The following is a 20,079-nucleotide window of genomic DNA, read 5'->3' as shown; positions in this document are numbered from 1 at the left end:
TGAGGCTTATACATATGAATCTTTTCCAACTGCGTGCGTTTGATGCGGTGGCGCGCGAAGGCAGTTTCACCCGCGCCGCCACACGGCTGTTTATCAGTCAGCCAGCGGTCACCGGCCATATCAAAGCGCTCGAAGATCACTACCAGATCACCCTGTTGCGGCGCACGGCGCGGCGTGTGGAGCTGACTGAAGAGGGCATTAAACTCGCCGCCATCACCCGCGCCATGTTCGGTTTGGTGGATGAAGCGCAGGTCATGCTGGAGGCCAATCGCCAGTTGCTCACCGGGCGCCTTGAAGTCGCCGCCGATGGTCCGCATCTGGTCATGCCAATGCTGGCGAACCTGCGCGAACGTTACCCCGGCATTACCGTGAATCTGCGTCTGGGCAATGCGCAGGAAACCCTCGCAGCTTTGCTCTCGGAGCACGTGGACGTGGCCGTGCTGACTGACGTTGAACCGCGCAAGGGGTTAACGCTTCGCCCGCTCAATCAATCACGGGTATGCGCCTTGGTGCCGGCTGCCCATCCGTGGCAGGCGTTGACGGATGGCATCGAGATTGCGCAGTTGGACCAAGTGATCATGGTTTTGCGCGAGCCCACGTCCACCACTCGGCGCACTTTCGATCAGGCGTGCGCCAAGGCGGGGGTTAGCCCGCGGGTGCTGCTGGAGCTGGACAGCCGCGAAGCGGTGACCGAGGCGGTGGCTGCGCAGCTTGGCGTGGGAGTTGTGGCCTCAGTTGAAGTCAGCCGGGATCCGCGGGTTTGCGCCGTGCCCATCAACGGCACGGGGTTGGCCAATCGGCACATGATTGGCTGCATGGAACGCCGCGCCGAGTTGCGACTGATCAAGGCGTTTATGGCGCTGGCGCCACAGTCTATTGGGTAGGCGCGAATTTTTTTGGTCGATTGAGACCTTCTTGCCGTATAAACTTGCGCCCATTCGATGGCCTTTGAGCCGCGACACACACGATTGAGAGAGTAAGAAATGGGCGCACAGTGGAAGGTTAAACACAAAGCGGACGCCGCCAATAGCCGCGGCAAGATTTTCGGCAAACTGGCGAAAGAACTGACTGTTGCTGCACGTAACGGCGCCGATCCGGACATGAACTCGCATTTGCGCCTGGTGTATGAACAAGCGAAAAAGGCGTCCATGCCAGCCGACACCATCAAGCGTGCCATTAACAAAGGTGCGGGTATCGGCACTGAGGCGGTGCAATATCACCGCGTCACGTACGAAGGTTTTGCCCCGCATCAGGTGGCGTTGATTGTTGAATGCCTGACCGACAATGTGAACCGTACCGTGGCTGAAATCCGCGTGGCGTTCCGCAAGGGTCAACTGGGCACTTCCGGCTCGGTAGCATGGGACTTTGACCATGTCGGCCTGATCGAAGCCAAGGCTGACACCCCGGATGCTGATCCTGAAATGGCGGCCATTGAAGCAGATGCTCAGGATTTTGAAGAAGGCGACGAAGAAGGCACCACCTTGTTCATCACCGCACCTACCGACCTGGATGCCGTGCACAAAGCGCTGCCAGAACAGGGTTTCACCGTGCTGTCCGCCAAGCTGGGCTATATCCCAAAAAACCCGGTCTCGGGCCTGACTGACGAGCAGATGGCTGAGGTTCAGGAATTTTTGGCCAAGCTCGAAGAGCAGGACGACGTACAAGACATGTTTGTGGCATTGGCCTAAACGGTATCTGTTGGCGATCAAGCTACGCGCATCTCAATCCTGTGGCCGCTGAGGAGTAACGCGAGGCGGCGACCGGGCGCGTAGCGGTCGTCGCCTTCGGCAACGGCAACGTGGATCGCGACAGGCTCAGCCCAGCGCGCGGCTGATTGTTGCAAAATCTGGCCGGGCCAGTACGTTCGGCTGGATGCAGCGCTCGTGCAGTTGATGCCAGTCGTCGCGTTGGGCATCGCTCAAGCCTGAGTCGATGCGCGCCAGCAACTCCCCCAGCAAAATCCCGAACGCGCGCACTTCAATACGTTGCAGGGCGCGGGTGTGCGGGCTGTCGTCTGTGGCGTGAAAGCACGCGGCACCGAAGTCGCCCAGCAAACATTCGCCCTGTGCGTTGAACAAAATGTTGTGCCCGTACAAATCGCCATGACAGATACCCTGCGCGTGTAAATGAGCCGCGGCCGAGGCAATGCCACGAGCAATACGTCGCGCGCTGTCAGCGGTGAAGCGGGTGCTATCGGCGTACACGTCGCGGCTGCAACTGTCAAAACTGGGCAGGGCCGCCAGGTTGGTGAACGAGGGGTCGATCAGTTCCATCACCAGTGCCGCTTGCGCCTCAGGGTGACCGACTACCCGGCCCAGCACCTTGATCAGGTTCGGGTGCTGGCCTGCGGCGATGCAGGCGTTCATTTCGTGCAGTGGTGAGCCGTCGCTGGTGATGCTGCCTTTGTAGAGTTTGATCGCGACCGCCCGCACCGGTTGCCCCGGTTCACGCCATTGCGCTTGATAAATTACCCCGGAGGCGCCTTCACCCAGTGGCTGCTCAAGGGTCAATTGCGACCAGTCAATGTTCGGTGTGTGGTCGTCTGCCTGCTGAGTGCGGGTTTCGTCGGCCAGCGGATTGCCCGAATAGGCCAGCCAGCTCAGGCGGGGCATGGCCAGTAACCCGTCGGGCAGTGCAGTGAGCTGATTGGCGGCCAGGCGAATCAGCTCCAGGCGCTCGCACTCGGCCAGGCTGCGCGGCAATTGTTGCAGGCGGTTACCGGCCAGCATCAGTTTTTGCAGCAAGGGACGCTGCCCCAGTTCGTCAGGCAATTGGCTGATGTGGTTATCCGTGAGGATCAGCCAGCGCAACAACGGTGGCAGCGCCGTACCCGGCACGCTCACGATCTGGTTGGCTTTGAAGCCAATCATGCTCAGGTTGGCACAACGCCCCAGGCACTCGGGCAGCGCGGTGAAGTGGTTGTCCGAGCAAAACAAAATGCGCAACCGGGTCAACCGATGCAAATCGTCGGGCAGGCGGCTCAAGGCATTGCCGCTCAGGTTGAGGATTTCCAGCGAATCGGCCAGTTGGAAGATTTCGTCCGGGAACTCGGTCAGCCCGCAGGCCAGGTCCAGACGTTTGAGGCCTTTCAATTGACCGGCGCGCAGTTTAGCGAGGGTATCCATAAGCAGGCGGTGTGCACTCGTGTAAATCGATGAAAAGTGCCGCGCATGATAGCGATTAATCGTTTACAGGTTTCAGGCAATTTGCGCGCACCCCGCGCAACACAGTGCGTTGACCCTTCGGCGGAAATCTGGCGGTAATTTTCTGACTGCGCTGGCAGCATTTGCCTTCACTGCTAACCTCCACCCCATAACAACACAGCAAAGGATTGGCCGTGGAGAGTAAGCACGCCGTGGCACTGGTGGGCTTTTGCCTGAGCATGCCCGTCTGGGCGGCTGAGTACGAAGTCGAGGTGCGGGTGACCGTGGAACGCGGTTGCCAGTTGATTGGCTCAACCCGCAATGCCGGGATCGAGTCTTTGGGTGTGCTTGATTTTGGACGTATCTCGCGTCTGGACAGTGGCTCTGGCCCATTGAATGCGGCGCTGCTCAATCAGCGTGTGCCGCGCCTGGAATGCAATCCTGACACCACCTACCAATTGCAAATCGACGGCGGCCAGCATGGCGGCACCGGCGATGTGCGCTATCTGGCCAATGGCCCGCGCGCTTTACCTATTCCATACCGTATTTATCGCGACGCTGCGCGCTTGGTGCCGTTGCCCGTCAATGTGCCCGTGGCGGGCACGGTGCCGAGCAGCGGTTCTGTGGCGTTGCCGTTGTATGCGCGCATTGAGCCGCTCAAACAGGTGTTTGCCGCCGGTCATTATTCCGACGTGTTGAAGGTCACCCTCACATGGTAAGGGCAGGAGCATGCGCATGGCCGGTTCAGCCCAGGTCTTGATGCTGTGTGGCGCCTGGGTGCTGTTGATCGACAGCCCCCAGGCGGCGTTGCTCAGCGGGCAGATACAGGCGCGCCTGGTGATTCGCGCCAGTTGCGAAGTCAGCGCGGGCAACAGCGCCGACCCTGAGCAGATCACGCGGCTGGGCACTCTGGATTTTGGCGCTCAGGGGCCGACGTGGAAGAACCCCATCGACTCGCAACTGCAAGGCAGTGAAAGCAGTTTGGCGGTGAGCTGCAACCCGGCAGTGAAGGGCTTTACGGTCACGATTGATGGCGGCAGTCACGGGGATGGCACCACACGGCAATTGAGCAATGGGCGTCAGTTGATTCCCTATCGCTTGTCACTGGATGCCGCAGGCAGCGACAGCTACAGCATCGGTCAGCAACGTAATTTTTCGATTTCCAATGGTGGCCAGGTACCGATTCCGGTGTATGGCCTGGTGATGGCTAATCCCAACGCTTTGCCCGCAGGTGTCTACCGCGACACGCTGCGGGTGACGTTGGATTGGTAAAACGACAGAGGGGCACGATCATGCAATCACTTTCATCCCGACTGGGTTTGTCACTGCTGGGGCTGATGCTGGCGAGCAGTGCCCACGGCGCCACGACGCTGACCGGCCAGTTAAGTTCGACCCTCACGCTGACGGCCAGTTGTCAGGTCAATGGCGCGGTAGGCACTACCGGGTTGAGCTTCGGTACGCTGAACTTCGGCTCGCAAACCACCTTGTTCTCCTCGGCGAATGCGCAAGTGGTGTCCGGCAGCAACAACGGGATTTCGATCCTCTGCTCGCCCGGCACCACTTCCACTCTCAAAGTGCGCGCCGGGCTGCACGACACACTGTCGGCACCTAACACCCGTGCATTGGCCGACAGCGCGGGTAACTACGTGGGCTATGACATTTTTACCGACTCCGGGTTGACCACGGTATTACCGGTCGATGGCACGGTGCCGGTGCCGGTGAGTACCGGCACCGCCAATGTGATCAATCTGTACGGCAAGGCGGTGGGCAAGGCCAGTTTGCCTCCAGGCACCTACACCGACAGCGTGGCTGTTGAACTGACGTTTTGAGCCATGACCCTGCCGTGGCTCGCACGCTCAATGGTGTGCCTGGGGTGTTGGCTGCCCTGGCCGCTGCTGGCGGCAACCGGCGCAACGTTTCAGGTCAGTGCCAGCATCGTGCCGGGTTGTCTGGTGGTCGGCGGGGTGACCCAATACGGCAACCTCAACTTTGGCACGTACTCGGCGTTGTCCACGCAAGTGGTCAAAGTGGCGTTGAGCAGCGGGGTGACGGTGCAATGCACACCGGGCGTGGCGCTGAGCATGAGCGTCGATGGCGGACTGCATAACAGTGGCGGGCGCAACGTGCAGCTTAATGGCGGGACGGCGCGGGTGGCGTACCAGTTGTTTCAGGACGCGGCCTACAGCCAGAGCCTGGGCATCGCGCAGAGCGTCAACGTGCCTTACCTGAGCACGAATGCCAATGCCATCACTTTGCCGATTTACGGCTACATGCAATTGCCGGGTAACAGACCCGGCGGGATTTACAGCGATGTTGTGCAAGTGCAGCTGTCTTTTTGATATCTGGGGATCAGGAGTGTTCTATGCAATTACCCGCCCGGCCGATTCCGGCCTTGGTCGCAGGTTTTTTGATGGCGGTGGGGATGTCGGCTGCACACGCCGCCAGTTCGGTGCTGATTTGGCCGATTGACCCGGTGTTGGAGTCGGATCAATCGGCCAGCGCCCTATGGCTGGAGAATCGCGGTGATGAAACGGCCAACCTGCAAGTTCGAGTGTTTGCCTGGAGCCAGGGCGCGTTTGACGATCAGTATCAAAATCAGCGTGACGTGGTGGGCAGCCCGCCTGTGGCCCGCATTGAGCCGGGGCAAAAGCAATTGATTCGTCTGACGCGGACCAAGGCGGTAGCGGACGGTCAAGAGCAGGCATATCGCATCATCATTGACGAGATTCCCGCGCCGTTGCCCGCGACTGCGGCGGGTGCGGGCAAAACAGACGCGGCGATTCGCTTTCAAATGCGCTATTCAGTGCCGCTGTTTTCCTACGGGGCTGGGTTGTGGGGCAAGCAGGACGCCACCCTCAAGCGCGACCCGGCAGGTATCGGGCAGCCACAGTTAAGTGCGCGAAAGATCACCGTGGCGGGCAAACCTTTCATCGAGGTGCGTAATCGCGGAGCGGTGCATGCCCGGTTAACCGAAGCCAGCCTGACCCAGGGCGCGCAATCGCAGCCCTTGGTTGAGGGTTTGATGGGCTACGTGTTGCCCGGCGCCACCATGCGTTGGCCTGCGCCCACTGCGTGGGGGCAGACGTTGCGTGCGCGCGTCAACGGTCAGACGCAATTTCAGGACATCCCTTTGACGCAATAACCCTGCGCTCATCCCGTCCAGGCATAAGGAGCACGTGCGCAGGAGTCGCCCAAAAATGGATCTAAACAGGGCATGAAAAGCACGCTGGCATGGATAGCCATCACCTTGTGGGGTGGTTGGGCCAGCACGACTGTGCTGGCGGGCGAATTGCCCCCGCCGCCTGCCAGCATGGAGGCCGTCGCCGATGCACAGTTGTATCTGGAACTGGTGGTTAATCAGATGAACACCCAGCGCGTGGTGCCGGTTGTACAACGCCAAGGGCAGCTGTTTGTGAGCGCCAGCGAATTGCAGGCGGTCGGCATTCGCTTGCCTGCCTCAGGCCCCTCAGAGGTGGGGCTGGACAGCGTGCCCGGTTTACACAGCGAGTACGACAGCCAGGCCCAGCGTCTATTGCTGCAAGTACCGCCCGACTGGCTACCGGAACAACGGATCGGGGCGCGTTCGACCTACCCGCGCACTGAGGCCATGAGCAGCTTTGGCGCCTTGTTCAACTACGACCTGTACCTCAATGACACCGATGACGCGGGTACGTACCTGGCGGCGTGGAATGAAGTGCGCCTGTTTGACAGCTGGGGCACGCTGTCGAACACCGGTCAATATCGGCGCAGCATCCGTGACATGCCGGACAGTCAGCTCAATAACGGCTACCGGCGTTACGACACGACGTGGCGCTACTCCGACGACAACCGCCTGCTCACCTATGAAGCAGGGGATGTGATCAGCGGCGCGTTGCCCTGGACCAGTGCGGTGCGGTTGGGCGGGGTGCAACTGTCGCGTGACTTTGGTGTGCGCCCGGACTTGGTGACGTATCCCTTGCCGCAGTTTTCCGGCGAAGCGGCAGTGCCGTCTTCGGTTGATCTGTTCATCAATGGCTACAAATCTTCCAGCGATAACCTGCAACCGGGGCCGTATACCCTGACCAACATTCCGTTCATCAACGGCGCCGGGGAGGCGGTGGTGGTGACCACCGATGCGCTGGGCCGACAAGTGTCCACCAGCGTGCCTTTTTATGTGACCAGTACCTTGTTGCAACAGGGCCTGAGCGATTTTTCGGTATCGGCCGGTAGCCTGCGGCGCGATTACGGCACCAAGGATTTTTCTTACGGGCCTGGTGTGACAGCGGGCAGCCTCCGCTATGGCCTGACTAACAGCCTGACCCTTGAAAGCCACGTTGAAGCCTCAGATGCGCTGACCTTGGGCGGGGTGGGCGGCAACCTCAAGTTGGGTAATTTTGGCGTGCTGAACAGTGCGGTCAGTCAAAGTCAGTTCGATGGCCGCAGCGGTCGGCAGTTAAGCCTGGGGTATCAATACAGCACTCAACGCTACAGCCTGTCCTACCAACGGCTGCAACGTTATGAAGACTATGCCGACCTGAGCGTGGTCGACAGTCAGTACATCAGCCTCAGTCAGCGCAGTGAGCAAGTGACGTTAAGCCTGAACATGGAGCGCTTTGGCAGCCTGGGGGCGGGTTACTTCGATGTAACGGCCGCCGACGCTTCGCGCACCCGGCTGCTCAACCTGAGCTGGAGCAAGCCGTTATGGTTTAACAGCAGCCTGTACCTGTCGGCCAACCGTGAAGTGGGTGACAGCAACTGGGCGGTTCAGGCGCAACTGGTGGTGCCGTTCGATGCGCGTGGCAGCCTGAGCCTGAGCGCCGAACGCAGTCAGTCAGGTGGCAGCTTGCAACGGGTCAACTACAGCCGCAGCGTACCGACCCAGGGCGGGGTGGGTTTCAATCTGGGGTATGCCAGGGGCGACGGGCCGGATTACCGGCAGGCCGACATGACCTGGCGCTTGCAGTCAGTGCAACTGCAAGCGGGTGTTTATGGCACCTCTGAGCAGCAAACGCGCTGGGCCGATGCCAGCGGCTCATGGGTGTGGATGGATAAGCACGTGTTCATGGCCAATCGGATTGACGACGCCTTTGTGGTGGTCAGCACCCAGGGTTTCCCCGGCGTGGGCGTGCGTTACGAAAATCAGTGGGTGGGCGACACCGATAAAAACGGCCACCTGCTGGTGCCGTGGAGCAGTGCTTACTATCGCGGCAAATACGAGATTGATCCGCTCAACTTGCCCGGCAACGTGCTCACGCCCAATGTCGAGCAGCGGGTAGCCGTGCGTCGCGGCAGCGGTTATTTGCTGGAGTTTGCCGTTAAACGCGTGAGCGCTGCCAGTGTGCGGCTGGTGAATGCCGAGCAGCGCGAGTTGCCTTTGGGCAGCGCGGTGCTCAATGAACAAAACGGCGCACGGGCCGTGGTGGGCTGGGACGGTTTGGTGTACCTGGAAGACCTGACGGCGCAGAACACGTTGCAAGTGATAGTGCCCGACGGCGCGCCGTGCAGGGCCTCATTCGCGTTACCGCCCCAGGGCGATCAAGTGCCCTTGATCGGGCCGGTGGTGTGCCAGTGAAGCGCCTTGCGATGTTGCTCGCGCTGGGCGGCCTGTGCGGGTTGTCAGTCAGCGCACAGGCGGCGTGTAGTGTGGGCACCACGACCCCCGCAGCGTTTGGTTTGGTGGGGTCGATGGCGGTGAAAAACACGCTGCAATCCACCTCCACGCTCAATTCGGGGCTAAGTTGCGTGGGCACCGGCATTACGCTGTTCGGCACCTCGATGTTCAAGGCCACCATCACCTCGGCCACCAGCGGCATGGTCGGGCCGACCGGCGATGTGATCGGGTATACGATTTACGCCACCAATGCCACCACCTACCCGATCAGCCGCGGGGCACCCGGCTTTGACTTCGCAAGTAACGGTTTGCTGTCGTTGTTGGGGCTGATTGGCAGTGCGTCGCCCAAATACATCCCGCTGTACCTCAGCACCATTACAGGGAGCAATGTGGCGGCGGGGGTGTACACCGAAACGCTGAATATTCAATGGGACTGGTACTACTGCCCCGGTATCGGCATCGGTGGCATTTGCATCGGGGCCAACTCTGGCAGCAAGTCGACGCCCTTGACCGTCACCCTGACGGTGGCCAATGACTGCACCATCTCCGCGCTCAACATCAGCTTTGGCAGCGCGCCGGTGATCAGCGCATTCACCCCGGTCACCAGCCAGACCATCAGCCTGTCTTGCACCAAGGGCAGTGCCTATACCGTGGGTTTGAGTGACGGTGCCCAGGCGGTAAGTGTGGGTGGGCGACGGCAGATGATCTCGGGGAGCAATTTTTTGGCGTATGACATTTTCAAAAGTGCCGGCACCACCCGTTGGGGCAGTGTCGGCAGCGCCCGACGGGCAAGCTCGGATGCCGAGATCAACCCTGGCAACGGGTTGGGCGTCGGCAGTCAGGTGTTTAACTTCAACGCCAAAATCTACACCGATCAGGCCACCCCGCCCGCCGGGACTTATATCGACAACGTGGTCCTGGATGTCGGGTTTTAGCGCAGCTCCTTGACCATTGCCGAGAGGGTGCTCAACACGTCTTTGCCCAATTGCATCGAGCGTTGACCATCCCAGCCTGTACCCGGGTTTGGCGCGTCGTTGTTGTCCTTGAACGGCATCTCCAGAGTCAGCGACAAACAGTCGAAATGCTCGCCGACGCTGTTGCAGGCCAAGGTCATGTTGGCTTGGCCGGGTTCATCGCGGGTATAACCGTGGGTGGTCTGAAAGTCCTGAGTGCGAGCCTTCAGGTCATCGCGAAAGCGTGCTTCCAGGGCGGCCAGGCGCGGCGTATAGCCGGGGTTGCCTTCACAACCCGCAGTGAACACATAAGGGATTTCTTCGTCGCCGTGGATGTCCAGAAACAGGTCGACGCCGTATTTTTTCATCTGCTCCAAGGCAAAGAACACCTCAGGGCTGACCTGCGAGCTGGGATTTTGCCAGGCGCGGTTCAGGTCCTGGCCGTTGGCATTGGTGCGCAAGTGGCCATGAAAGGCACCGTCCGGGTTCATGTTGGGGATCAGGTATAAGTCGGCGAAGTCCAGCAACTTGCGCAACTGCGGGTCACTGCCTTGTTCCAGACGTTTTAAAATCCCTTCCATGAACCACTCGGCCATGTGCTCACCGGGATGTTGTTGCGCGATGATCCAGATCTTGTGTTTATGGGCAGCGCCAGTGCCCTTGCGCAACAGCTCAATATTGCGACCTTCGGCACTTTGGCCGACGGCCAGCAGCTCGCAGCCCGACCACTGCTGTGCGTCCTTGATCAACTGGTCGTGGCGTACGCGGCTGTAGGGTTCGAAATAGGCAAACCACACCTCGCGGTGCTCGGCGTTCAGGGTGATGTTGAGCGAAGTACCCTCAAAGCGGGTCGGCACTCTGAACCAGCGCTCGTGATCGTAGGACGCCACGGCGTTGTAGCCATCCCACGCCTTGTTGTAGGAAGACTGGCTGGCGTTGGTCAGGCAAAAGGTATGGGTTTGCCCTGGGGTCAGACCGCTGGCCTTGAAGTGAAACCACTGAAAGTGCTGACTTTTGGAATCGGGCTTGATGGCCAGTTTTACGTTCAGCGGGTCGCTGGCCTCCAGCACCTGAATATTGCCGCTGTCGAAGTCACTGCTGATGTGAAGTGAAGAGGGCGCCACAGTCATCGTCCAGATCCCTGAGTCTAAGAATTGTGGGCGTTACTGTACCGCGTCATGGCGTCGGGCCAATACGAAAATGTAGGTAAAAGCAGGCGAAAAAAGAGGAGAAAAATACGAGGGGGGCGTCATCCTTGACGCGGCGCAATTCTAGTGTTTTTGCGATTGATTCTCAAGTGCTAAATTGCCATTACGGCTATAGTCTTGGACTTCAGGCTTTCTTCGGTCGATGTTCTTTTGCTATCATCGCCGGCATCGTAGCGGTCACCGAAAAAAAACCGGCCGCACACCAGACTTCATTAGCCTGAAGCAAGCTGAGCCAGATAACTGGCCACAAAAAAAAGACCCGGCCAGAAGCCGGGTCAAATAACCGTGATTAGCCTGATGAGGAGATTATTCAAAGAACCGACCTAAGGTCCCTTGAATGATCGGCTGATCTCGCGACCAGCTGCATGCAATAGTAATCATTATCATTTGCAAAGCAAGTGTTTTTCCGCGCATTTCGGAAATTTTTTTTCCATTCCTCGCTCCAAGGCTCTATCCCGCTAGTCCAACAACAACTCAGTGGTGCGCTTGACTTCGCTCATGGCGATATTTGAGTGGGCTTCCTGTACGTGTGGCTTTTGCAGCAAGTGATCACGCAAAAAACGCTCGTAGCTGTCGATGTCATGGGTCACGACCTTAAGCAGGTAATCCATATCGCCTGCCATGGTGTAGCACTCGATGACTTCCGGATAACCGGTGATCGCTTCTTCAAACTCGGTCAGATGGCGCCTGCCGTGGCCAGAAAGCCGCACATTGACGAACACCACCACGTTGAGTCCCAGTTTTTTCGGGTTGAGCAGGGCGACTTTGCGCTCGATCAAGCCTTCTTCCTGTAAGCGATGGATGCGCCGCCAGCAGGGCGATTGCGACAACTCAACGTGTTCGGCTACTTCAGCGGCAGACAGGTCGGCGTTGTGTTGCAGCAAGCGCAGGATCTTGCGGTCGATGGTGCTTAATTTAATCGGCATGAATTAATCTGATTTCTTATTTTTGTTGAATGTTTCATGCAGCCTAGCACTGCATTTCCTAAAAATAAGAAAGAAAAATCCTCTGGCAAACCTTCACTCTCTTGCGACGGGTTATGCACCCGCAGGCCGGGTCGCGCAGTGACCCTCAGGTCTGGCGTCGCTCACTGACTAACAACAAGAGAGAAATGAAATGCCGATTTTTGCTCATCCCGAATTTGATCAGCATGAACAGGTCATGTTCTGTCACGACAAGGCCACGGGTCTCAAAGCCATCATTGCGGTGCACAACACACGTCTGGGCCCAGCCTTGGGCGGGTGTCGCATGTGGCCCTACGCCGATGAACAGCAGGCGTTGAATGATGTTTTGCGCTTGTCGCGCGGCATGACCTACAAATCTGCCTTGGCCGGGCTGCCCTTGGGCGGTGGCAAGGCGGTGATCATCGGCGACCCGCACAAAGGCAAGAGCGAGGCGTTGTTCCAGGCCATGGGCGGGTTTGTCGACAGCTTGGGTGGGCGTTATATCACGGCCGCCGACTCGGGCACTGGCGTGGCCGAAATGGCGCTGATGGGCCAGCGCACACGGCATGTGGTCGGCGCCGGTACGCGCGAGCAGTTGGGTGGCGGCACGCGCAGCGGCGATCCCTCGCCGGCAACGGCCCTTGGCGTCTTTATCGGCCTGCGCGAAGCGGTCGCGCAGCGTCTGGGTCGCTCAGACCTTAACGGCTTGCGTGTCGCCATTCAGGGGCTTGGGCAGGTGGGGTTTGATCTTGCCCGGCAACTCAAGGCCGCCGGTGCGCAGTTATGGGTACACGATATTCAGGAGGCGAATGTACGCCGGGCCGTCGATGAATTGGGTGCCCATGCCGTAAGTGCGCAAGACATTTACGGGCTGGACGTGGATGTGTTCTCGCCGTGTGCCATGGGTGCGGTGATCAACGATCACACCCTGCAACTGTTGCGTGCGCCGGTGATTGCCGGTGCTGCCAACAACCAACTGGCCACCGCCGCCCATGCCGATGAATTGTGGCGCAGGGGGGTGTTGCACGCCCCCGACTATGCGATCAATGCGGGCGGCATCATTGACGTGTCTTACGAGTACCACGGCGGCACACCCGAGCAGGTCCGTCGGCACGTTGAAGGCATAGGCGAAACCTTGCGTCAGATCTTTGTGCGAGCCAAAGCTGAAGATCGCAATACCACCGCCGTTGCCGACAGCCTTGCTCAAGAGCGCCTTAACGGCTGATACGTGAGCAGGTCAGGCAAGGGCTGCTTGACCTGCAACGGCGGCGCTGTCAATCAGGTCGCCGGGTGTCAGCCCCCGGCGACCTTGTGTGTGTCCACCGTGTTGTCGACCAGGTCTTTGGCCATTTCGATGAAATGCACCGCGCCAAGTGTGAGATCCCGCTGCGCGCCTTGTAGGCTGCCAGCGCACTCATGGGCGTAGGCCAGTGCATAGCGCAGCAACTCTGAGGCATGGACCATGGCCTCTTCTAAACTCAAACCTTCGCGCACCGTGAACACTTTGTGCTCAGTACTGCGCTGAGTTACAGATGGTTTCAAATAATAATCGAGTGCGCGCTGGGTTGCGGCACTGTCTTTGAGCGCTTCTAGCTCTGCATCGGGTTCAGTCTTGAGCGGAATTTTTGTTATGGGAGTCATGATTTTCCTGCGTCTCTGAGATTAATCGAATCAGCCAATGCAGATTAGTACAGTAAGTATTCAGAGCTAATAGTTAAATAATACAATATGTGTATTGTTGCGGCTCAGGCATTCCGTATTGTTCGCGAGATGGATAAATGGATCGCTTTAGTCAGAACGAAATTGCGCGAGCTGAAACTCACGCAAGAAAAACTCGCCGAACGCGTCGGGGCTTCCCAGGGCGGTGTTGGCCATTGGCTCAACAAACGTCGTCAGCCCGACCTCGAAACGATGAACAAAGTGCTGCATGCCTTGGGGCTTGAGCACCTTGAAGTTGCGATTGTGGTACGTGAACGCAAGGCCAGTAACGATGACGTGAACACCGACGAGCCGGTCTACGACATCACCTCGGCGTATCGCTACCCCGTCACGGACTGGGAAAGTGCCGGGCAGATCAACGAGAAAGCCCGGCAGGGTTATCAATCGTCCACGGTGTTTGAGATGAGCGATCACTACGCCAAAGGGGACGCCTATTGGCTGCAAGTGACGGGCGATGCGATGACGGCCCCCGTGGGCATCAGCATCCCCCAAGGCATGATGATCCTGATCGACCCGGACCTGGAAGCCGAACCCGGCAAGATGGTGGTTGTGCGCACGCCGGACAGTGAAGCCGCTACGTTCCGCCAGTTGATCGAAGAGAGTGGTCGGCGCTATCTCAAGCCGCTAAACCCGACGTATCCCAAAACCCTGCTCGATGAGCGCAGCCGTATTCTTGGGGTGGTGGTGCAGGCAACGACCAAGTTCTGATTGCCAATCCCTCCGTGCATCCAGCTCAAAGGCGGACACCGACACCGGTGTCCGCCTTTTTAATACCCGGTAATCAGATCAGTTCGACCAACACCGCGCCTTCGCCCACCATGTCCCCTTCCTGGCAGTAAAGGGCGTTGACGATGCCGCTGCGGGGCGCACGCACGCTGTGCTCCATTTTCATTGCTTCGAGCACCACCAGTTGCGTACCGGCTTCAATGCTTTGCCCAACCTCGACCAGTACCCGCACGATGCTGCCATTCATGGGGGCTGTCAGACCGCCTTGTTGCCCATGGCTGGCCCCCGCAGTCGCCAGCGGGTCACAGGCGTTCACCGTCTGTAGTTCGCCGTCCCAGCGCAGGTACAGCGTGTTAGCGCGCCGAATGGTCAGGTGTTTGCTGCGCACGCCGTCGTGTTCGCTCAACAACTGATCGTCGCGCAACGGGTTGCCAACACCGCTGAGGCTGACGGTGCGTTGTTCGCCGTTACAGCTCAGTGACAGCAAGGTGTGCGCCGCGAATCCGTTGCGAAATCCGCTGGTGACCGCCCACGGAGAGGCGCGATCCTCTTCGTGAACAACAGGTGTAAGGCTTTGCGCATACGCCTGCGCGGCCGCAGTCCAAAATGCGTCAGGCAAAGGCTCGGCAGGCGGCAGTAATTGCGCCTGATAGCGCGGGATGAAGTCGGTGTCGAGTTCAGCCGCCGCGAAGGCGGGATGCCCGATAATTCGGCGTAAAAAGCTCAGGTTGGTTTTCAACCCGCCAATGCAAAATTCATCCAGCATCGCCAGCAGGCGCAAACGTGCCTGTTCGCGGTCTTCGCCCCAGGCAATCAACTTGCCGAGCATGGGGTCGTAAAACGGTGAAATCTCATCCCCTTCACTCACGCCGCTGTCCACCCGGCGTCCCGCACCTGCGGCCGATTCGCGGTACACGGCCAGGCGGCCGGTTTGCGGCAGGAAATCATGGCTGGGGTCTTCAGCGTACAAGCGCACTTCGATGGCATGACCGCGCAAGGGCACTTCATTCTGGGTGATGGGCAGTGCTTCGCCGCGTGCGACTTTGATCTGCCATGCCACCAGATCGAGACCGGTGATGGCTTCTGTCACCGGGTGCTCAACCTGCAAACGCGTGTTCATCTCCATAAAGAAGAATTCACCGCGGGCGTCCAGCAAAAACTCCACCGTACCGGCGCCCACATAGCCAATGGCCTGCGCGGCGCGCACTGCGGACTCGCCCATCGCGCGCCGTAGTGCAACGCTCAAGCCCGGTGCCGGCGCTTCTTCAACGACCTTTTGATGGCGGCGCTGAATCGAGCAGTCCCGCTCGTTGAGGTACAGGCAGTTGCCCTGTTGATCGGCAAATACCTGGATCTCTACGTGCCGGGGTTTAAGCACGTACTTCTCCACCAGCATCCGCGCATCGCCGAATGACGACAACGCTTCGCGCTGCGCCGACGCCAGCGCCTCAGCCAGTTGGCTGTCGTTTTCGACCACTTTCATGCCTTTGCCACCGCCCCCTGCCGTGGCCTTGAGCAACACGGGGTAGCCGATGTTGTTTGCTGCGGTGCGAAAGGTGTCCACGTCTTGGGCTTCGCCGTGATAACCCGGCACCAACGGCACGCCCGCCACTTCCATCAAGGCTTTGGCTGCGGATTTGCTGCCCATTGCATCAATAGCCGAAGCGGGCGGGCCGAGAAAGATCAGGCCCGCGGCTTCAATCGCCCGCGCAAAGCCTGCGTTCTCGGACAAAAAACCGTAGCCGGGGTGAATCGCCTGGGCGCCACTGGCTTTGGCGGCGGCAATGATCTTGTCGATTTTCAAGTAGCTGTCAGCGGCCTTGCTGCCGCCCAGGTTCACGCAGATATCCGCTTCGCGACAGTGCCGAGCATCACGGTCAGTGTCGCTGTGAACCGCCACGGTGGTCAGCCCCAACGCTTTGGCCGTGCGCATCACGCGGCAGGCAATTTCGCCGCGGTTGGCCACCAGCACGCAGGTAATTGTCGAGGGGTTCATGGGCGCGGCTCCTGTCTGGATGAGTCGAGCTGCCAACTCGGGGTGCGCTTTTGGAGAAAGGCACGCAGACCTTCCTGGCCTTCAGGGCTGACACGAATGCGCGCAATGGCGTTTTCGCAGTAGCGGCGAATGGCTGGCGTCGGTGCGCCGTGGCTGACTTCTCGCAGCAAATCTTTGCAGGCGCGCATGGCATGTGGGCTGTTGAGCAGCAGGGTGTCGGTCCAGCGCGCCACCTGTTGTTCGAGTTCTGCCACGGGGTAGCTTTCTGACAACAATCCCAATTGGCGGGCACGTTCGCCACTAAAGCGTTCGGCGGTGAGGGCAAACCGTCGTGCGGCACGCTCGCCGATGGCTTGCACCACAAAGGGACTGATCACGGCGGGGGCAATGCCGATGCGCACTTCAGACAGGCAGAACTGGGCGTCATCGGCGCCGATGGCCATGTCACACGCGCTGATCAAGCCCAAGGCACCGCCATAGGCCGCGCCTTGCACCACGGCCAGGGTCGGTATTTTCAACTTGGCCAGGTTGTACATCAGCTCGGCCAAGTGCCGGGCGTCGTCCAGGTTGGTGTTGTAATCAAGCTCGGCCGACTGCTGCATCCAGGCCAAATCGGCCCCGGCGCTGAAATGCCTGCCGCGCCCGCGCAGTAGGAGAAAACGCAGGCTGGCATCACTTTGCACGGCGTCCAGCGCCAGGATCAGCTCACGGATCATTTCAGCGTTAAACGCATTGTTTTTCTGCTCGCGACTCAGCCACAAGGTGGCAAAACCCCGGGGGTCGGTGTGCAGTTCTAGGGTGTTGAAATCAATCATGTCCGTCAGTCCTTGGATGGCTGTACGTGTAAAAGATTGCGCCTGCTGTGTAGGTGCTTGCGATGGAATGCGGCCATCGCAAGCAAGCTCGCGCCTACCGTGCGGCTGGGGGTTACATACGCAATACGCCAAAGCGCGTGCTGTCGATGGGCGCGTTCAGCGCTGCGGACAAGCCCAACGCCAGCACTTCGCGGGTTTGTGCCGGGTCAATCACCCCGTCATCCCACAAGCGGGCGCTGGAGTAGTAGGGGTGGCCCTGATGTTCGTACTGATCAAGGATGGGCTGTTTGATCTGCGCTTGCTCTTGATCGCTGAACGTTGTGCCGTTGCGTTCGGCTTGTTCGCGCTTGACCTGCACCAGCACCCCGGCGGCCTGTTCGGCGCCCATCACGCCGATGCGAGCGTTGGGCCACATCCACAAGAAGCGCGGGTCGTAGGCGCGACCGCACATGCCGTAGTTGCCGGCACCAAAACTGCCGCCGATGATCACGGTGAATTTAGGCACTTTGGCGCAGGCCACAGCGGTCACCAACTTGGCGCCGTGTTTGGCGATGCCGCCGGCTTCGTATTTTTGCCCGACCATAAACCCGGTGATGTTTTGCAGGAACACCAACGGGATGCCGCGCTGGCAGGCCAGCTCGATAAAGTGCGCACCTTTTTGTGCCGCCTCGGCAAACAAGATGCCGTTATTGGCCAGGATCGCCACCGGATACCCGTGCAAATGGGCAAACCCACACACCAGCGTGGTGCCGAACAAGGCTTTGAATTCATCGAACACCGAGCCGTCGACCAACCGTGCAATCACTTCACGTACATCAAAGGGTTGCTTGGCCTCGGCAGGCACCACGCCATACAACTCGTCGCTGGCATACAGCGGCGCCGACGGGGTGCGTTGTTGCAGCTGGCCCAATTTGCGCCAATTAAGGTTGGCCACACTGCGCCGCGCCAATGCCAGCGCGTGTTCATCACTCTGGGCGTAATGGTCGGCGACGCCGCTGATTTTGCAGTGCACATCGGCTCCGCCCAAGTCTTCGGCACTGACCACTTCGCCCGTTGCCGCTTTGACCAACGGCGGCCCCGCGAGAAAGATTGTGGCTTGCTGGCGCACCATGATCGCTTCGTCAGCCATCGCCGGCACATACGCGCCGCCTGCGGTGCACGAGCCCATCACCACGGCAATTTGCGGGATGCCCGCAGCACTCATGTTGGCTTGATTGAAAAAGATGCGGCCGAAGTGTTCGCGGTCCGGGAACACCTCGTCCTGGCGCGGCAAGTTGGCGCCGCCGGAGTCCACCAGGTAGATGCAGGGCAAACGGTTTTGCTCGGCAATGGTTTGCGCCCGCAGGTGTTTTTTGACGGTCAGCGGGTAGTACGAGCCGCCTTTGACGGTGGCGTCGTTGGCCACAATCATGCACTCCACGCCTTCGACCCGACCAATGCCTGCGATGATTCCGGCCGCTGGCACGTCTTCGCCGTACACCTCGTAGGCAGCGAGCTGACTGAGTTCAAGGAATGGCGAGCCGGGGTCCAGCAGCCGGTCAATACGCTCGCGGGGTAACAGTTTGCCCCGTGAAGTATGCCGTTCTTGTGCTTTAGTGCCGCCGCCCTGTTGCACCTGGGCGAGCAGGCGGTGCAGGGCGTCGACCTGCTTGAGCATGGCCTCGCGGTTGACCGCGAATTCGGCCGAACGCGGGTTGATCGTCGTGTTCAAGATGGACATGTGCGTCCTCCTTAGCGGGTTTCGTTAAAGAGTTCGCGGCCAATCAGCATTCGGCGGATTTCGCTGGTGCCCGCGCCGATTTCGTACAGCTTGGCGTCGCGCAGAAGGCGACCCGCCGGGAATTCATTGATGTAACCATTGCCGCCCAGAATCTGGATCGCGTCGAGGGCCATTTGGGTCGCGCGTTCGGCGCTGTACAAAATCACCCCGGCGGCGTCTTTGCGCGTGGTTTCACCACGTTCGCAAGCAGCGGCCACGGCATACAGGTAGGCGCGGCTGGCATTGAGTTGGGTGTACATGTCCGCGACTTTGCCTTGGATCAGTTGGAATTCACCGATGCTTTGACCGAACTGTTTACGGTCGTGGATGTAAGGCACCACCAGATCCATGCACGCTTGCATGATGCCGGTCGGGCCACCCGAGAGCACCACACGCTCGTAATCAAGGCCGCTCATCAGCACTTTGACCCCACCGTTGAGCGGGCCGAGCAGGTTTTCTTCGGGCACTTCTACGTTGTCGAAAAACAGTTCGCTGGTGTTCGAGCCGCGCATGCCCAGCTTGTCGAAATGTTTGCTGCGGCTGAAGCCTTTCCAGTCGCGCTCCACGATAAATGCGCTGATGCCGTGGGCGTTTTTCTCGATGTCGGTCTTGGCGTAAATCACGTAGGTACTGGCATCTGGCCCGTTGGTAATCCAGGTTTTGCTGCCGTTGAGCACGAAGTGATCACCGCGCTTGTCGGCGCGCAGTTTCATCGACACCACGTCAGAACCCGCGTTCGGTTCGCTCATGGCCAATGCGCCGACATGTTCGCCGCTGATCAGTTTGGGCAGGTAATTGAGTTTTTGTGCGTGGGTGCCGTTGCGGTTGATCTGGTTCACGCACAGGTTGGAATGCGCGCCATACGACAGAGCGACCGAGGCTGAGCCGCGGCTGATTTCTTCCATGGCCACCACGTGTGCCAGGTAGCTCAGGCCCGTGCCGCCGTATTCTTCCGGGACGGTGATGCCCAGCAGGCCCATGTCGCCGAATTTGCGCCACATGTCGGCGGGGAACAGGTTGTCTTTATCAATTTGCGCCGCCCGTGGCGCCAATTCAGCGGCCACGAAGGCCTGAACCTGATCGCGCAGCATGTCGATGGTTTCGCCCAGGGCGAAGTTCAAAGTCGGGTAGCTCATGGGGCACCTTGATCGTTGTTCTTATAAGAGGCGGTAACTGCATCGCCATGGGTATGCTTTACGTTAACGTAAACTTGGTGTCAGGGGCTG

The 20,079-nt window shown here is 59.5% G+C and carries 19 protein-coding genes; 11 read left to right on the top strand and 8 right to left on the bottom strand.

Going from position 1 to position 20,079, the window contains the following annotated elements; all coding sequences use genetic code 11:
• Positions 1-14 precede the first annotated feature (14 nt).
• Entirely contained in the window at positions 15-884 is an 870-nt protein-coding gene (locus tag ACP7A4_RS08900; protein ID WP_203303725.1) for a LysR substrate-binding domain-containing protein, read from the top strand.
• 99 nt (positions 885-983) lie between these two features.
• A complete protein-coding gene (locus tag ACP7A4_RS08895; protein ID WP_426246452.1) occupies positions 984-1,688 on the top strand; it encodes a YebC/PmpR family DNA-binding transcriptional regulator in 705 nt (234 codons plus the stop codon).
• A gap of 126 nt (positions 1,689-1,814) precedes the next feature.
• Here the strand turns inward: ACP7A4_RS08895 and ACP7A4_RS08890 are convergent, their stop codons facing one another.
• On the bottom strand, positions 1,815-3,125 hold the full coding sequence (locus ACP7A4_RS08890; protein ID WP_059763110.1) for a protein kinase: 1,311 nt from the start codon (positions 3,123-3,125) through the stop codon (positions 1,815-1,817).
• 257 nt (positions 3,126-3,382) lie between these two features.
• Between ACP7A4_RS08890 and ACP7A4_RS08885 the strand changes: the two genes are divergently transcribed.
• The 7 genes from ACP7A4_RS08885 to ACP7A4_RS08855 all read left to right on the top strand — a co-directional run bounded on the left by ACP7A4_RS08885 (position 3,383) and on the right by ACP7A4_RS08855 (position 9,668).
• On the top strand, positions 3,383-3,862 hold the full coding sequence (locus tag ACP7A4_RS08885; RefSeq protein ID WP_082706789.1) for a Csu type fimbrial protein: 480 nt from the start codon (positions 3,383-3,385) through the stop codon (positions 3,860-3,862).
• Positions 3,863-3,878: 16 nt separating this feature from the next.
• On the top strand, positions 3,879-4,415 hold the full coding sequence (locus ACP7A4_RS08880) for a Csu type fimbrial protein (protein WP_059763108.1): 537 nt from the start codon (positions 3,879-3,881) through the stop codon (positions 4,413-4,415).
• A gap of 20 nt (positions 4,416-4,435) precedes the next feature.
• On the top strand, positions 4,436-4,972 hold the full coding sequence (locus ACP7A4_RS08875) for a Csu type fimbrial protein (protein WP_059763107.1): 537 nt from the start codon (positions 4,436-4,438) through the stop codon (positions 4,970-4,972).
• 3 nt (positions 4,973-4,975) lie between these two features.
• Positions 4,976-5,482 (top strand): Csu type fimbrial protein, encoded by a 507-nt coding sequence (locus ACP7A4_RS08870; protein ID WP_059763106.1) that lies wholly within the window; start codon positions 4,976-4,978, stop codon positions 5,480-5,482.
• A 23-nt stretch (positions 5,483-5,505) separates the two neighbouring features.
• Positions 5,506-6,285 carry a fimbrial biogenesis chaperone gene (locus ACP7A4_RS08865; RefSeq protein ID WP_059763105.1) on the top strand — a complete coding sequence of 260 codons (780 nt, stop codon included), beginning with the start codon at positions 5,506-5,508 and terminating at the stop codon, positions 6,283-6,285.
• A 72-nt stretch (positions 6,286-6,357) separates the two neighbouring features.
• Positions 6,358-8,694 carry a fimbria/pilus outer membrane usher protein gene (locus ACP7A4_RS08860; RefSeq protein WP_082706784.1) on the top strand — a complete coding sequence of 779 codons (2,337 nt, stop codon included), beginning with the start codon at positions 6,358-6,360 and terminating at the stop codon, positions 8,692-8,694.
• An 11-nt stretch (positions 8,695-8,705) separates the two neighbouring features.
• The gene (locus ACP7A4_RS08855; protein WP_203303757.1) at positions 8,706-9,668 is read left to right on the top strand and encodes a Csu type fimbrial protein; all 963 of its coding nucleotides are present in this window, start codon (positions 8,706-8,708) and stop codon (positions 9,666-9,668) included.
• Here ACP7A4_RS08855 and ACP7A4_RS08850 read toward each other — a convergent pair.
• Both ACP7A4_RS08850 and ACP7A4_RS08845 read right to left on the bottom strand, forming a co-directional pair.
• The gene (locus ACP7A4_RS08850) at positions 9,665-10,816 is read right to left on the bottom strand and encodes a M14 family metallopeptidase (RefSeq protein ID WP_426246447.1); all 1,152 of its coding nucleotides are present in this window, start codon (positions 10,814-10,816) and stop codon (positions 9,665-9,667) included. The genes ACP7A4_RS08855 and ACP7A4_RS08850 overlap by 4 nt on opposite strands.
• Positions 10,817-11,352: 536 nt before the next feature.
• Entirely contained in the window at positions 11,353-11,820 is a 468-nt protein-coding gene (locus tag ACP7A4_RS08845; RefSeq protein WP_048363621.1) for an Lrp/AsnC family transcriptional regulator, read from the bottom strand.
• 190 nt (positions 11,821-12,010) lie between these two features.
• Here ACP7A4_RS08845 and ACP7A4_RS08840 point away from each other — a divergent pair, with 190 nt between their 5' ends.
• Entirely contained in the window at positions 12,011-13,063 is a 1,053-nt protein-coding gene (locus ACP7A4_RS08840; protein WP_203303730.1) for a Glu/Leu/Phe/Val dehydrogenase, read from the top strand.
• A gap of 68 nt (positions 13,064-13,131) precedes the next feature.
• Here the strand turns inward: ACP7A4_RS08840 and ACP7A4_RS08835 are convergent, their stop codons facing one another.
• Positions 13,132-13,479 (bottom strand): DUF6124 family protein, encoded by a 348-nt coding sequence (locus ACP7A4_RS08835; RefSeq protein ID WP_059763102.1) that lies wholly within the window; start codon positions 13,477-13,479, stop codon positions 13,132-13,134.
• A 129-nt stretch (positions 13,480-13,608) separates the two neighbouring features.
• On the opposite strand from ACP7A4_RS08835, the gene ACP7A4_RS08830 reads away from it, so the two are divergent.
• Complete coding sequence (locus ACP7A4_RS08830; RefSeq protein ID WP_059763101.1) at positions 13,609-14,265, top strand: LexA family protein; 657 nt, start codon at positions 13,609-13,611, stop codon at positions 14,263-14,265.
• 73 nt (positions 14,266-14,338) lie between these two features.
• On the opposite strand, the gene ACP7A4_RS08825 is transcribed toward ACP7A4_RS08830, so the two are convergent.
• The 4 genes from ACP7A4_RS08825 to ACP7A4_RS08810 all read right to left on the bottom strand — a co-directional run bounded on the left by ACP7A4_RS08825 (position 14,339) and on the right by ACP7A4_RS08810 (position 19,989).
• Positions 14,339-16,279, bottom strand: a complete 1,941-nt coding sequence (locus ACP7A4_RS08825) for an acetyl/propionyl/methylcrotonyl-CoA carboxylase subunit alpha (protein ID WP_203303731.1) — start codon at positions 16,277-16,279, stop codon at positions 14,339-14,341.
• Positions 16,276-17,094, bottom strand: coding sequence for a gamma-carboxygeranoyl-CoA hydratase (locus tag ACP7A4_RS08820; RefSeq protein WP_203303732.1), 819 nt, complete (start codon positions 17,092-17,094; stop codon positions 16,276-16,278). Before ACP7A4_RS08820 ends, ACP7A4_RS08825 begins: the two co-directional genes overlap by 4 nt.
• Positions 17,095-17,206: 112 nt before the next feature.
• The gene (locus tag ACP7A4_RS08815) at positions 17,207-18,814 is read right to left on the bottom strand and encodes a carboxyl transferase domain-containing protein (RefSeq protein WP_203303733.1); all 1,608 of its coding nucleotides are present in this window, start codon (positions 18,812-18,814) and stop codon (positions 17,207-17,209) included.
• 11 nt (positions 18,815-18,825) lie between these two features.
• Positions 18,826-19,989, bottom strand: a complete 1,164-nt coding sequence (locus tag ACP7A4_RS08810) for an isovaleryl-CoA dehydrogenase (protein ID WP_048363627.1) — start codon at positions 19,987-19,989, stop codon at positions 18,826-18,828.
• Positions 19,990-20,079 lie beyond the last annotated feature (90 nt).

The sequence above is a fragment of the Pseudomonas sp. TWR3-1-1 genome (genome assembly GCF_049896545.1).
Classification (GTDB): domain Bacteria; phylum Pseudomonadota; class Gammaproteobacteria; order Pseudomonadales; family Pseudomonadaceae; genus Aquipseudomonas; species Aquipseudomonas weihenstephanensis.
Note: the sequence above shows the minus strand (reverse complement) of the source record. Positions and strands in the feature narration are given on the sequence as shown.